General features: G+C 69.9%; 12 protein-coding genes. 8 read left to right on the top strand and 4 right to left on the bottom strand.

Annotated features, from left to right (window positions below; all coding sequences use genetic code 11):
* Positions 1 to 29: 29 nt before the first annotated feature.
* Complete coding sequence (locus D1369_RS17990) at positions 30 to 1,313, bottom strand: ion channel protein (RefSeq protein ID WP_037900968.1); 1,284 nt, start codon at positions 1,311 to 1,313, stop codon at positions 30 to 32.
* Between the two features lie 116 nt (positions 1,314 to 1,429).
* Here D1369_RS17990 and D1369_RS17985 point away from each other — a divergent pair, with 116 nt between their 5' ends.
* Positions 1,430 to 2,191 carry a MerR family transcriptional regulator gene (locus tag D1369_RS17985; protein WP_007383734.1) on the top strand — a complete coding sequence of 254 codons (762 nt, stop codon included), beginning with the start codon at positions 1,430 to 1,432 and terminating at the stop codon, positions 2,189 to 2,191.
* A 16-nt stretch (positions 2,192 to 2,207) separates the two neighbouring features.
* Here the strand turns inward: D1369_RS17985 and D1369_RS17980 are convergent, their stop codons facing one another.
* A complete protein-coding gene (locus D1369_RS17980; RefSeq protein ID WP_007383735.1) occupies positions 2,208 to 2,573 on the bottom strand; it encodes a YbjQ family protein in 366 nt (121 codons plus the stop codon).
* A gap of 133 nt (positions 2,574 to 2,706) precedes the next feature.
* On the opposite strand from D1369_RS17980, the gene D1369_RS17975 reads away from it, so the two are divergent.
* Positions 2,707 to 3,609, top strand: a complete 903-nt coding sequence (locus tag D1369_RS17975) for a VTT domain-containing protein (RefSeq protein ID WP_007383736.1) — start codon at positions 2,707 to 2,709, stop codon at positions 3,607 to 3,609.
* Between the two features lie 7 nt (positions 3,610 to 3,616).
* On the opposite strand, the gene D1369_RS17970 is transcribed toward D1369_RS17975, so the two are convergent.
* Both D1369_RS17970 and D1369_RS17965 read right to left on the bottom strand, forming a co-directional pair.
* The gene (locus tag D1369_RS17970; protein ID WP_037900974.1) at positions 3,617 to 5,284 is read right to left on the bottom strand and encodes a threonine/serine exporter family protein; all 1,668 of its coding nucleotides are present in this window, start codon (positions 5,282 to 5,284) and stop codon (positions 3,617 to 3,619) included.
* A 101-nt stretch (positions 5,285 to 5,385) separates the two neighbouring features.
* Entirely contained in the window at positions 5,386 to 5,877 is a 492-nt protein-coding gene (locus D1369_RS17965) for an inorganic diphosphatase (protein ID WP_007383738.1), read from the bottom strand.
* Positions 5,878 to 6,001: 124 nt separating this feature from the next.
* Between D1369_RS17965 and dacB the strand changes: the two genes are divergently transcribed.
* From dacB to folE, 6 genes are all read left to right on the top strand, one after another.
* Positions 6,002 to 7,588, top strand: a complete 1,587-nt coding sequence (dacB, locus tag D1369_RS17960) for a D-alanyl-D-alanine carboxypeptidase/D-alanyl-D-alanine-endopeptidase (protein WP_037900977.1) — start codon at positions 6,002 to 6,004, stop codon at positions 7,586 to 7,588.
* A 66-nt stretch (positions 7,589 to 7,654) separates the two neighbouring features.
* Entirely contained in the window at positions 7,655 to 8,782 is a 1,128-nt protein-coding gene (locus tag D1369_RS17955) for a zinc-dependent metalloprotease (RefSeq protein WP_007383740.1), read from the top strand.
* 193 nt (positions 8,783 to 8,975) lie between these two features.
* Positions 8,976 to 10,028, top strand: a complete 1,053-nt coding sequence (tilS, locus tag D1369_RS17950) for a tRNA lysidine(34) synthetase TilS (protein WP_007383741.1) — start codon at positions 8,976 to 8,978, stop codon at positions 10,026 to 10,028.
* A gap of 51 nt (positions 10,029 to 10,079) precedes the next feature.
* Positions 10,080 to 10,640: a hypoxanthine phosphoribosyltransferase gene (hpt, locus tag D1369_RS17945; RefSeq protein ID WP_020122574.1), complete on the top strand. Its 561-nt coding sequence runs from the start codon at positions 10,080 to 10,082 to the stop codon at positions 10,638 to 10,640.
* Positions 10,641 to 10,846: 206 nt separating this feature from the next.
* A complete protein-coding gene (gene ftsH, locus D1369_RS17940; protein WP_037900980.1) occupies positions 10,847 to 12,880 on the top strand; it encodes an ATP-dependent zinc metalloprotease FtsH in 2,034 nt (677 codons plus the stop codon).
* 122 nt (positions 12,881 to 13,002) lie between these two features.
* Positions 13,003 to 13,608, top strand: coding sequence for a GTP cyclohydrolase I FolE (folE, locus tag D1369_RS17935; RefSeq protein WP_007383744.1), 606 nt, complete (start codon positions 13,003 to 13,005; stop codon positions 13,606 to 13,608).
* Positions 13,609 to 13,610 lie beyond the last annotated feature (2 nt).

Here is a 13,610-nt window from a genome sequence, read left to right as displayed (position 1 = left end):
GGCGTGCCTCCCGAAGGGATCAACGTGGGTCAGCGGACAGGGGTTCCGTCCTCGCGCAACTGCATCTGCGGCCGCCCCGTCACCAGCAGCCAGGCCGCGAGGGAGCCGATGCACAGCAGCGCGAGAATCGTGGACGAGGCCACCAGCGCGGCGGCGACGAACAGACTCACCCATGCCTGTCGGGTGATGGCGAGCAACACGCCCAGCACCCCGGCCGCCACGCCGACGGCCGGGTGCACGGCGTCCACGAGCGCGTGCGCGCACAGCCCGAGGGCGACGCCCACGAACACGGCCGGGAAGATCCGCCCGCCCCGGAAGCCGCAGGAGGTGGCGACGAGCAGCGCGGCCAGCTTCACGACCGTCATGGTGGCGAACTGCCCGGCCGACCAGCCGTCGGGATCGGCAGCCAGCTCCCCGATCTCGTCGAGCCCTTTGAAGAGCGTCAGATGGCCGCCCACGGCCGCCAGCAGCCCCAGGACGAGCCCGCCCACCGGCAGCATCAGCATCGGGTGCCGCAACCGCGCGAACGCGCCGTGGACGTACGGGAGGGCGAGCACGGCCGCCATGCCGAGCAGCGCGGCGGCCGACGCGATCACCAGCATCGCCAGCAGGTCGCCCCAGTCGGGCAGCCCGAACGCGGGCAGATGCAGGTCGAAACTCGGCTCGCCCACCAGAGTGGTCGTCAAGGCGCCGGCCGTGGCCGCCACCAACGGGGCGAAGACGTTGTCCCACAGAGCACCCTTGAGCTGCCGGCCGGCCAGTGCCTCGGAGATCACCAGCGCCGCCGCCACCGGCGTCCCGAACAGCGCGCCGATCGTCGCCGCCTCCGCCAGGACCGGCCACAGTGCGCGCGGCATCCGCGGGATCAGCCTGCGCCCCAGCCAGAAGGCGAGCCCCACGTTCACCGCGATGATCGGGTTCTCGGGCCCCAGGCTCGGGCCGCCCGCCAGCATCAGCGCGGTCGCGAGGAGGAGCCCCGGCAGCACGGCGGGCGGCAGCACGGGAGCGTCCAGCCCGGTGGTCGCCGGATCCGGACCGGCGTGCCCGGGGACCTTCCACACCACCAGACCCACGGCCACCCCGGTCGCGGTGAGCATGACCAGCATCCACAGCACCGAGTACCGGCCCACCCCCAGCGCGTCCGGCAGGTTCCGCCACAACACGTGCTGGAGCTGCTCGGCCGCCGCGCTCACCCCGAGGAACAGCAGACTCGCGACCACCCCGACGACGAGAGCGGGGAGGATCAACGGCAGCAGGGCGCGCACCGGGGTCGCCGGGGCGGCGGATGCCTGCTGCGCGGTGTCCTGGGCCACTAGCTCACGATAAGCGGACATAACGGGCGGGACATCCGGAGGTGTCCCTATGGGCTTGCACCTCACGTCACGTGAGGAGCCACCGTGGAGCGCGTACCGAGGAGGGAGCGGACGAAGTGAGCTATTCCGTGGGACAGGTCGCGGGCTTCGCCGGCGTCACGGTGCGCACACTGCACCACTACGACGACATCGGCCTGCTCGTCCCGAGCGAGCGCAGCCACGCGGGCCACCGGCGCTACAGCGACGCCGACCTCGACCGGCTGCAGCAGATCCTGTTCTACCGCGAGCTCGGCTTCCCGCTCGACGAGGTCGCCGCCCTGCTCGACGACCCGGCCGCGGACCCGCGCGCGCACCTGCGCCGCCAGCACGAACTGCTGACCGCCCGGATCGAGAAGCTGCAGAAGATGGCGGCGGCCGTGGAGCACGCCATGGAGGCACGCACGATGGGGATCGATCTGACGCCGGAGGAGAAGTTCGAGGTGTTCGGGGACAAGGACCCGGAACAGTACGCGGACGAGGTGGAGCAGCGCTGGGGAGACACCGAGGCGTACGCCGAGTCGCAGCGCCGCACCGCGAGCTACACCAAGGACGACTGGAAGCGCATGCAGGCGGAGGTGGCCGACTGGGGCGAGCGCTACGACGCCCTGATGGCCGCCGGTGACGCGCCGGACTCCCCGGCCGCCATGGAGATGGCGGAGGAGCACCGGCAGCACATCTGCCGCTGGTTCTACGACTGCCCGCACGAGATGCACCGCTGCCTGGGCGGGATGTACGTCTCGGACGAGCGCTTCAAGGCGTTCTACGACTCCATGCGCCCCGGTCTCGCCGAGCACCTCAGGGACGCGATCACGGCCAACGCGGCCCGGCACACCGCCTAGAGCACCTGGCCCGGGGCTACTCCCGGGCCAGGACCACCGCCGTCCCGTAAGCGCACACCTCCGTGCCGACGTCCGCCGCCTCGGTCACGTCGAAGCGGAACATCAGCACGGCGTTCGCCCCACGCGCGCGTGCCTGCTCGACGAGCCGTTCCATGGCCTGGTTGCGGGTCTGCACCAGCGTCTTGGTGAGCCCTTTGAGCTCGCCGCCGACCATCGACTTCAGCCCGGCACCGATCTGGCTGCCGAGGTGCCGGGAGCGCACGGTCAACCCGAAGACCTCGCCCAGCACCTCCTGGACCCGGTGGCCGGGTACGTCGTTCGTGGTCACCACGAGCACGTCGGGCCGAGGCCCCTGGCCGCCGCCGTATTCGTCAATACCCATGGACACAGCTTTGCCCCAGCCGGAGCACAGTGCATCCTGGGGACCCCCATGGAACCTGGGCCACCGTGGCTGCGTTGATACTTGAGGGCAGCCAGTCCCAGCCCCGATCCCCACACGCAGGAGCCACAATCCCGTGACCACGCTCGCGCTCGGCCCCGAGTGGCTCAGCCCCGACTATCTGATCGAGACCTTCAGCCTTCCCGGAATCCTGCTGATCGTCTTCGCGGAGTCGGGCCTCTTCGCGTTCCTGCCGGGTGACTCCCTGCTGTTCACGGCGGGTCTCTTCGTGGCCGAGGGGCACTTCATCAGCCAGCCGCTGTGGCTGGTGTGCGCGCTCATCGTGCTCGCGGCCGTCCTCGGTGACCAGGTCGGCTACATGATCGGCAAGTTCTTCGGCCCGAGGCTCTTCAGCCGCCCCAACTCCAAGCTCTTCAAGCAGGAGAACCTGGAGAAGGCCCACGAGTTCATGGAGAAGTTCGGCCCCAAGGCGATCGTCCTGGCCCGCTTCGTCCCGATCGTGCGGACCTTCGCCCCCATCGTGGCGGGCGCCGGCCGGATGAAGTACCGCACCTTCCTGACGTACAACGTCATCGGCGGTGTGGCCTGGGGCACGGGCGTCACCCTCGCCGGCTACTGGCTCGGCCAGATCGACGCCATCAAGAAGAACGTCGAGGCGATCCTGGTCCTGATCGTCCTGGTCTCGGTGGTCCCGATCCTCATCGAGTACCTGCGCGAGCGCTCCAAGAAGAAGCGGGCGGCCGCGCAGGCCCCGCCCCAGCAGCCGTACCAGCCCATGGACGACGCGACGACCCAGCTGCGCCGCATCCCCTCCCACGACGAGCCGCAGCCGCCCCAGCAGCAGCACAACGGTTACGACCAGTACTACGGCCAGCAGCAACAGCCCTACGCCCAGCAGTACCCGCAGAACCACGGCAACCAGCAGTACGGCCAGCAGTACCCGCAGAACCACGGCAACCAGCAGTACGGCCAGCAGCCCCAGCAGAACCAGCAGTACCCGTACAGCGAGGGCTACTGACCGAAGGTCAGAACCCCCGCGTCCTCTTCGCGGCCCGCCGCTTGCCCGCGGACCCGACCCTCAGGAACAGCCGGGAGATCTCCGACCCCAGGTTGACCCCGATGGCGATGGCCATGGCGAGCGCCGCCGCCTTCGAGAGGGACACCAACCCTTCGTCGACCTCGCTCCCGGCGATCGACAACAACCCGAAGTACGTGGCGGAACCCGGCAGCAGGGGCCCGATCGCCGCGGTCGTGTACGGCAGCGCGGAGGCGAACCGGTACCGGGACAGCAACTGCCCGAACAACCCGACCAGCCCCGCCGCCACCGCCGTGGAGGCGACCGGGGAGAACTCGCCGGTGTAGCGCATCGCGCCGTACACACACCACGCGACACCGCCGTTCAAGGTGACGGCCAGCACGGTGGATCGTTCCTGCTGCAACAGCACCGCGAACGTCAGTGACAGCAGCATCGACGCCCCGATCTGCCACAGCGGCCGCGAATGCGTCGACAGCGCCTCGTCGGGGTTGAGATGCGCCCCCAGCTGCACCCCGACGTAGAGCATCACCAGCACGCCCACCACGATGCCCACGAAGAAGTACATGACCTCCAGGAGCCGGGCCGACGCGGTGATGTAGAAGCCGGTCAGACCGTCCTGGACGCCCGCCACCAGCGCCCGCCCGGGCAGCAGCGCGAACAGCCCACCGGTGATGACCGCGGACGCCTTCACGTCCACATGGGCCAGCGTCAGGGCGATCCCGATCGCGGCGGGCGGCATCGCGGCGACCGTGAACTGGTAGAACTCCGGCAGCCCGCGCCCCGCGCACAGCCACGCCAGCCGGTCGCCGAGCATCGCGCCCAGCATGGCCGCGACGAAGACGAGCAGGTCACCGCCGACCAGCACGGAGGCCGCGCCCGCGAGCAGCCCGCTCGCCGAGGTGAGCACCCAGGTCGGATACGGGTGCCGGTTGCGGCGGATCTCCGCGAGCCGCCGGTAGGCGTCCTCCAGGGAGATGGCCGTCTCGGGGTCGCTGAGGTCGTCCACGAGCCGGAACACGGCCGCGAGGCGCGTGTAGTCGGTACCGCGCCGCCGCACCGTCCTGGAGGCCGTCACGGGGTCGTCCACGAGTGAGGGCTGGTACGAGATCGACAGCAGCGTGAAGGTGACGTTCGGCTCGCAGCGGTCCAGGCCGTAGGACCGGCAGACGGCGAACATCGCCGCCTCCACGTCCTCCGCGCCCTCACCCCCCGCCAGCAGCAACTCGCCGATGCGCAGCGTCAGGTCGAGCACGCGCGGGACGGCCGGACCGGTGTCGTCCTCGGACTTCTGCGCCGTCTCCGGCGCGGGCCGCTCGGCCACCGGCATCCGCAGCATCGTGCGCATCCGGTCCTGCCAGGGCAGGTCCTTGGTGAGACTGACCACTGGTATGCCGGCAGGCGGGGTGAACGCCGGCGGCGCGTCCTTCGCGCTGTAGGTGCGGGGCGTACTGAACGCCGACTTCTCCGGCTCCACGGCCGACGGCTGCGGAACGTCCAGCCCCTTCGGCAGCGCGAACTCCGACGTGGTCTCCGGCTCCCCGCCGACGGTTCTCGGCACGGCGAGCCCGTCGGGAACGGCGAACTCGGACGTGATCTCGGAGTCGTAGAAACTCCTGGCCTCGTCCGACTGCGGCTTGCGGTGCTCCGCCTCCGTCACTCCGTAACGCTCCCTGAACGACACATTCCGTAGGCCTCAGTATGCGCGGGCACACGAACGGGCCGCACGCGTGCGCGTGCGGCCCGTCCGGGGCACAGGGCTCAGTGGCCGCCCTGGTCCTTGAAGCGCTTGTAGGACCGCTCGATCTCGGCCTCGGCGTCGACACGGCCGACCCAGTCGGCGCCCTCGACGGACTTGCCGGGCTCCAGGTCCTTGTAGACCTCGAAGAAGTGCTGGATCTCCAGGCGGTCGAACTCGGAGACGTGGTGGATGTCGCGCAGGTGCTCCACGCGCGGGTCCGTCGCCGGGACGCACAGCAGCTTGTCGTCGCCGCCGGCCTCGTCCGTCATGCGGAACATGCCGATCGCACGGCACTTGATGAGGCAGCCCGGGAACGTCGGCTCGTCAAGAATGACCAGCGCGTCCAGCGGGTCGCCGTCCTCGCCGAGGGTGTTCTCGACGAAGCCGTAGTCGGTCGGGTAGGCGGTCGAGGTGAAGAGTCGACGGTCCAGGCGGATCCGACCGGTCTCGTGGTCCACCTCGTACTTGTTCCGCGAACCCTTCGGGATCTCGATCGTGACGTCGAACTCCACCGGTGACTCCTCCATGATCAACACATAGTTCTGGTGGTTAAGTGTCCCTCACGCAGGTGTGTGATCGCGAAAGGGGCTGTTGGTCGTGCCTGAACTGAGGCCTTGGCGGGCCGCGGGACCGCGGGTGACGCGGATCGCGAACGCCGTACGACCGCGTCTGGCACGCGCCGCGGACGCCGTACGTCCAGGACTGACCCGGGCCACGGACACCGTACGGCCGTGTCTCGCACGGACCGCCGCCGCCGTGAAACCGCAGGTCACTCGGTTTACCGGGATGACCCGGCCGAAGACCGTCAAGACCTGGCAGTACACCGCGGGCGCCGCGGGCGCCGGTCTGGCGCTGGCCGCCACCGTGGTGACCGCCGCCGGTCCGTGGGACTCCTCGGGTCAGCGTACGGCCGAGCGGGACCGGGCGGTCGCCCTCGAACAGACGGGTGGCACAGATCACGCAGCCGATTCCGGTACGACGGCCACGGGGCCGCGCCCCGCCCCGAGCGCCGCGTCCGTGCTCGTCGCACTGGGCGGCGGAGCCAACACGGTGAAGTCCGCCCCCACCGGAAAAGCCCTGGCCGACGTCCTCGGCCCGCTCCTCGGCAACACCGCGCTCGGCACCCGCCACACGGCGGCCGTCGTGGACGTCGCCAGCGGCAGACGGCTCTACGGCGCGGGCGCCGGTACGGCGCTGATCCCCGCCTCCACCACGAAGATCGCCACTGCCGTCGCCGCCCTGTCCGCCCTCGGCGCCGACCACCGCCTCACCACGCGCACGGCCCTGGAACCCGACACCAGGGAACTCGTCCTCGTCGGCGGCGGCGACCCCACGCTCACCGCCCGGTCCGACACCGACGGCTGGGCGAGTCTGCGCGCCCTCGCCGAGGACACCGCCGCGGCCCTGAAGAAGCGGCACCTCACCACGGTCACCCTCTCCTACGACAAGACCCTCTACGCGGGTTCCGAGATCCACCCGATCGGGGTCAACGACAACCTCGCCCCCGTCAGCGCCCTGATGGCGGACGAGGCCCGTACCGACGACTCCACGAGCGGTCCCGTCGCGCGCGTGAGCGACCCGGCGGCGGACGCGACCCGCAGGTTCGCGCGGTTCCTCGCGGCCGACGGCATCAAGACGACGTCGCCCGGCCCCTCCAAGGCGACCGGCCGCGCCGAGAACCTCGCCGAGGTCTCCTCACCGCCTCTGTCCGCCCTGGTCGAACGCATGCTGACGAACAGCGACAACGACATCGCCGAGGCCCTCGCCCGCCAGACCGCCGTGGCGGACCGGCAGCGCGCCGACTTCGAGGGCGGCGGCACTGCCGTCCGCGACCGGCTGAGAAAGCTCGGACTCCCGCTCGCCGGCGCCGAGTTCCACGACGGCAGCGGACTCGACCGTGCCGACCGGCTCACGGCGAACCTGCTGACCGCGCTGCTGGTGAAGGCGGGCGACCCGGCCCGGCCGGAGCTGCGCCCCGTCCTCACCGGGCTCCCGGTGGCGGGCTTCACCGGCACTCTGACCAGCCGTTACACCGACGGCGCGGCAGGCGTCGTACGGGCCAAGACGGGCACCCTGACCGGGGTGAACACCCTGGCCGGGACGGTCGTCGACCAGGAAGGCCGACTGCTGGCCTTCGCCTTCCTCGCCGCGGACACGACGGACCCGGGGGCGGCGCAGAGCGCGCTCGACCGCACGGCCTCGGCGCTGGCCGCCTGCGGCTGACCCGGCGTCCGCGTTGCCCTCCCGCGCGGCCTGCCCCAAGCGGGACCGCTCACGTACGGTTGACGCATGACGAGCATCGGTGGTGCCGAGATGGTCGACTGGAATCTCGCGGTGGCGACCGCGACCCGGCTCGTACGGCCGGGACCCGACGTGAGCCGTGACGAGGCCCGGGCCGTCGTCGCGGAACTGCGCCGGCACGCCAAGGCCTCGGAGGAACACGTCCGGGGCTTCACCCGGATGGGGACGGAAGGCGTCCACGACACTCCCGTCCTCGTCGTCGACCGTCCGGGCTGGGTCCGGGCGAACGTCGCCGGGTTCAGGGAGATCCTCAAGCCCCTCCTGGAGAAGATGCAGGAGCGGCGCGGCAACACCCCGGGCGGCGCGGTCCTCGGAGCCGTCGGCGGCAAGGTGACCGGCGTCGAACTCGGGATGCTGCTGTCGTTCCTGTCGTCCCGTGTCCTCGGCCAGTACGAGACCTTCGCCCCGGCCACCCGCGAACTCCCGGCGGGCGAGAACGGCGGCGGCCGACTCCTCCTCGTCGCCCCGAACATCGTGCACGTGGAGCGCGAACTCGACGTCCAGCCCCACGACTTCCGCCTGTGGGTGTGTCTGCACGAGGAGACGCACCGCACCCAGTTCACGGCCGTGCCCTGGCTGCGCGACCACCTGGAGGGCGAAATCCAGTCGTTCCTGGGGGAGACCGAGGTCGATCCCATGACCGTCCTGGAGCGCATCAGGGAGGCCGCCCAGTCGCTGGCCGGCGGCCGGCCGGAGGGCGAGGTGGACGACGACGGGGGGCGCTCCCTCGTCGAGATCGTGCAGACGCCCGCCCAGCGGGAGATCCTCGGCCGCCTCACCGCCGTGATGTCCCTCCTGGAGGGTCACGCCGACTTCGTCATGGACGGAGTGGGCCCGGCGGTCGTGCCGAGCGTCGCCGAGATCCGGGAGAAGTTCCAGCAGCGACGGGCCAAGGGCGCCTCCCGTCTGGACATGGCCCTGCGCAAGCTGCTCGGCCTGGACGCCAAACTCCGGCAGTACCGCGACGGCGAACGCTTCGTGCGGGCCGTCGTCGACCAGGTCGGCATGGACGGCTTCAACCGCGTATGGACCTCACCCAACACCCTCCCGACCAAGACGGAGATCGCCAAACCGGCGGACTGGGTCGCGCGGGTGCACCGCAAGGCCGAGTCGTGAACCGTGTACGGACGTCGTGAGAGGAATTCGGCCGACGGCAGGCGAACGCCCCTTCAATCACCCGTCCGAGGGACCGTGAGCGATGGGTAGGCGTGCAATGCTCGGGGAACGGCCCGGTTCTGTCACCATCTACACACTCTGCGTGACCGAATCTCGGGCTCACCCCCCGAAAACTTCATGAAGGGAACCGGACATGGGTCCCCATCCTGCGGTCGCGGCGATACGCCTGGCGGTCCGCCGCGTCCTCCACGACATCCTCAACGACCTGCACGCCTCTGACGGCCGACATGCTTCTGCCGAGCAGGGCCCGCACGAGCGCCCGCCGTCGCCGCTCGTCCTCGTGGCCTGCTCCGGCGGCGCCGACTCCATGGCCCTGGCCTCCGCCCTCGCCTTCGAGGCACCCAAACTCGGCCTCCGCGCCGGCGGTGTCACCGTCGACCACGGCCTCCAGCCCGGCTCCGACCTGCGCGCCGAAGAAGTCGTCCTCAGGCTGCGCGAACTCGGCCTGGACCCCGTCGAGTCCACCGCCGTGACCGTCGGCCGCGAAGGCGGACCCGAGGCCGCCGCGCGAGACGCCCGCTACGCCGCCCTCGACGCGGCGGCCGAACGCCAGGGCGCGATCGCCGTCCTGCTCGGCCACACCCGCGACGACCAGGCCGAAACCGTGCTGCTCGGCCTCGCCCGCGGCTCCGGCATCCGCTCGCTGTCCGGCATGGCCGCTGTCTCGGGGGGTCCGGGGGCCGCCCGCCGTTACCGCCGCCCCTTTCTGGGACTCGACCGGCAGACCGCCCGCAAGGCCTGCATGGTCCAGTCCCTGCCCGTGTGGGACGACCCGCACAACACCGACCCCGCCTACACGCGCTCCCGGCTGCGCCACGAAGGCCTGCCCGCTCTGGAGAAGGCCCTCGGCAAAGGAGTCGTCGAGGCCCTCGCGCGCACGGCCCAGCTCTCCCGCGACGACGCCGACGCGCTCGACACCTGGGCCCGCCAGGCGGAGGCCTCCGTACGCGACGCGGCCGGGCTCCTGGAGTGCGCCAAGCTCTACGCGCTGCCGCCCGCCGTGCGCCGCCGCATCCTGCGCCAGGCGGCCATCGAGGCCGGCGCCCCGGCCGGATCGCTGTTCGCCCGCCACATCGAGGAAGTCGACCGGCTGATCACCGGCTGGCGCGGCCAGGGGGCCATCAATCTCCCGGGCAAGGTCGTGGCCCAGCGGCAGGGTGGCAGACTGGTGATTCGGCAAGGCTGAATCCCTGCCCCCTCCGGGGGCGGTGGGCTGCTGGTGTGACGACCGAAAGTGATGCGGGTGGACGCGAAAGACATGGGTGCCGACCTCAAAGAGGTACTCATCACCAAGGAAGAGATCGACGCGAAGCTCGTGGAGCTCGCCGCGAAGATCGACGCGGAGTACGCGGGCAAGGACCTGCTGATCGTCGGCGTCCTCAAGGGCGCGGTGATGGTCATGGCCGACCTCGCCCGAGCGCTGTCCACCCCCGTCACCATGGACTGGATGGCCGTGTCGTCCTACGGCGCGGGCACCCAGTCCTCCGGCGTGGTGCGAATCCTCAAGGACCTCGACACCGACATCAAGGGCAGGCACGTCCTGATCGTCGAGGACATCATCGACTCCGGCCTGACGCTGTCCTGGCTGCTGTCGAACCTGGGTTCGCGCGAGCCGGAGTCGCTCAAGGTGTGCACCCTGCTGCGCAAGCCGGACGCCGCCAAGGTCGCCATCGACGTCGAGTGGGTGGGCTTCGACATCCCCAACGAGTTCGTCGTGGGTTACGGTCTCGACTACGCCGAGAAGTACCGCAACCTCCCGTTCGTCGGTACGCTCGCGCCCCACGTCTACGGCGGCTGAAACGTGGCTGCAGCGCCCGCTGAGCCAAGAGAGCCGTCTTTGTAGGACGATCGGGAACCCCGGCGGGTTTCGCGCCGTTGGAGCATGCAGACGGGTCTGCCAGCCGTCCCGTGCGGCTTCGGGCGACAATGCTGGGGTACCGTCAGAAGAACTGTCTTATCAAACTCACTATGGCAGGAGGGACGGGGCGGCACCGCTCCGTATGGATGGACGTGAAGCGATACTTCCGTGGGCCGGTCATGTGGATCGTGCTGGCCGTCCTTGCCGTGGTCGTGTTGATGCAGGTCGTCGGCTCGTCCGGCGGCTACAAGACGGTGGACACCGGCCAGGTCGTCCAGGCGATCAATGACAACAAGGTCGAACAGGCCAAGCTGACCACCGGCGACGAGCAGACCATCAAGGTCCAGCTCAAGGACGGCGAAAAGGTCGAGGGCAGCTCGAAGATCCAGGCGAGCTACATCGGCGACCAGGGCGTGACCATCGCCAACACGCTGCAGACCAAGTACCAGGACAAGCAGATCCCCGACGGGTACACCGTCTCGCCGACGAAGCAGAACGCCTTCGTCGGGATCCTGCTCTCCCTGCTCCCCTTCGTCCTCATCGTGGTCGTCTTCCTGTTCCTGATGAATCAGATGCAGGGCGGCGGCTCCCGGGTCATGAACTTCGGGAAGTCCAAGGCGAAGCTCATCACCAAGGACACCCCGAAGACGACGTTCTCGGACGTCGCAGGCTCGGACGAGGCCGTCGAGGAGCTCCAGGAGATCAAGGAGTTCCTCCAGGAACCGGCGAAGTTCCAGGCAGTCGGGGCCAAGATCCCCAAGGGCGTACTGCTGTACGGCCCTCCCGGCACCGGCAAGACCCTGCTCGCGCGTGCTGTCGCGGGCGAGGCCGGTGTCCCCTTCTACTCGATCTCCGGTTCCGACTTCGTCGAGATGTTCGTCGGTGTCGGTGCCTCCCGAGTGCGTGACCTGTTCGAGCAGGCCAAGGCGAACGCCCCGGCGATCGTCTTCGTCGACGAGATCGACGCGGTCGGCCGCCATCGCGGCGCCGGCCTCGGCGGTGGTCACGACGAGCGCGAGCAGACGCTGAACCAGCTGCTCGTCGAGATGGACGGTTTCGACGTCAAGGGCGGCGTGATCCTCATCGCCGCGACGAACCGGCCCGACATCCTCGACCCGGCTCTTCTGCGCCCCGGCCGCTTCGACCGCCAGATCGCGGTCGACCGTCCGGACATGCAGGGCCGTCTGGAGATCCTCAAGGTCCACCAGAAGGGCAAGCCGGTCGCGCCCGACGTCGACCTGTCGGCCGTCGCGCGTCGCACGCCGGGCTTCACCGGCGCGGACCTGTCGAACGTGCTGAACGAAGCGGCGCTCCTCACGGCGCGCAGCAACCAGAAGCTCATCGACAACCACATGCTCGACGAGGCGATCGACCGCGTGGTGGCGGGCCCGCAGAAGCGGACCCGGATCATGTCGGACAAGGAGAAGAAGATCACCGCGTACCACGAGGGCGGACACGCCCTGGTCGCGGCGGCTTCCCCGAACTCCGACCCGGTCCACAAGATCACGATCCTCTCGCGAGGCCGTGCTCTGGGCTACACCATGGTCCTGCCGGACGAGGACAAGTACTCGACCACGCGCAACGAGATGCTGGACCAGCTGGCCTACATGCTGGGCGGCCGCGCTGCCGAGGAACTGGTCTTCCACGACCCGACCACCGGCGCTGCGAACGACATCGAGAAGGCCACCGCAACGGCCCGCGCGATGGTCACGCAGTACGGCATGACCGAGCGTCTCGGCGCCATCAAGTTCGGCGGCGACAACACCGAGCCGTTCCTGGGCCGGGAGATGTCGCACCCGCGTGACTACTCGGAAGAGGTGGCCGCGCTGGTCGACGAGGAGGTCAAGAAGCTCATCGAGACGGCGCACAACGAGGCCTGGGAGATCCTGGTCGAGAACCGCGACGTCCTCGACCAGCTGGTGCTCCAGCTGCTGGAGAAGGAGACGCTGAACAAGGAGCAGATCGCCGAGATCTTCGCTCCCATCGTCAAGCGTCCCCCGCGCCCTGCCTGGACCGGCTCCTCCCGGCGCACTCCTTCCACCCGTCCGCCGGTGCTCTCCCCCAAGGAGCTCGCACTGACGAACGGCGCCAACGGCGCGACCCCGGCGATCAGCACCGCCAAGGCCACCGCGTCGGAGCAGGCCACGGAGGCCGTTCCCGAGGAGCGACCCGAGAGCTGACGCTCACCCGTCCCGCCCCGGTGACCTCACCGGGCCCGGAATGGATGCCGCGCCCCCCAGGTTTTAGCCTGGGGGGCCGCGGCGTTTTTCGGCCGCGAGGACTCTAGGAACGAGGCACCAGAATGACCGATCCCGTGACGCTGGACAGCGACGGCTCCATCGGCGAGTTCGACGAGAAGCGCGCCGAGAACGCCGTACGCGAACTGCTGATCGCGGTCGGGGAGGACCCGGACCGCGAGGGGCTCCGGGAGACGCCGGGGCGGGTGGCGCGGGCGTACCGGGAGATATTCGCGGGGCTGTGGCAGAAGCCCGAGGACGTGCTGACCACGACGTTCGACATCGGGCACGACGAGATGGTGCTCGTGAAGGACATCGAGGTGTACTCGACCTGTGAGCACCATCTCGTGCCGTTCCGGGGTGTCGCCCACGTCGGATACATTCCGGCCACCACCGGCAAGATCACGGGACTGTCCAAGCTGGCCCGGCTCGTGGACGTCTACGCCCGGCGGCCGCAGGTGCAGGAACGACTCACCACTCAGATCGCGGACTCCCTGATGGAGATCCTGGAGCCGCGCGGTGTGATCGTCGTCGTGGAGTGCGAGCACATGTGCATGTCGATGCGGGGGATCCGCAAGCCTGGTGCCAAGACGCTCACTTCGGCCGTACGAGGTCAGCTGCGGGACGCGGCGACGCGGAACGAGGCGATGAGCCTGATCATGGCGCGGTGACC

This window comes from Streptomyces sp. CC0208 (assembly GCF_003443735.1).
GTDB lineage: Bacteria > Actinomycetota > Actinomycetes > Streptomycetales > Streptomycetaceae > Streptomyces > Streptomyces sviceus.
Note: the sequence above shows the minus strand (reverse complement) of the source record. Positions and strands in the feature narration are given on the sequence as shown.

Coding starts and splice junctions, on each gene's coding strand:
- D1369_RS17980 (WP_007383735.1), bottom strand. CDS start 2,573: ATGGGTATTGACGAATACGGCGGCGGCCAGGGGCCTCGGCCCGACGTG.
- D1369_RS17955 (WP_007383740.1), top strand. CDS start 7,655: ATGACGAGCATCGGTGGTGCCGAGATGGTCGACTGGAATCTCGCGGTG.
- tilS (WP_007383741.1), top strand. CDS start 8,976: ATGGGTCCCCATCCTGCGGTCGCGGCGATACGCCTGGCGGTCCGCCGC.
- hpt (WP_020122574.1), top strand. CDS start 10,080: ATGCGGGTGGACGCGAAAGACATGGGTGCCGACCTCAAAGAGGTACTC.
- ftsH (WP_037900980.1), top strand. CDS start 10,847: ATGGACGTGAAGCGATACTTCCGTGGGCCGGTCATGTGGATCGTGCTG.
- folE (WP_007383744.1), top strand. CDS start 13,003: ATGACCGATCCCGTGACGCTGGACAGCGACGGCTCCATCGGCGAGTTC.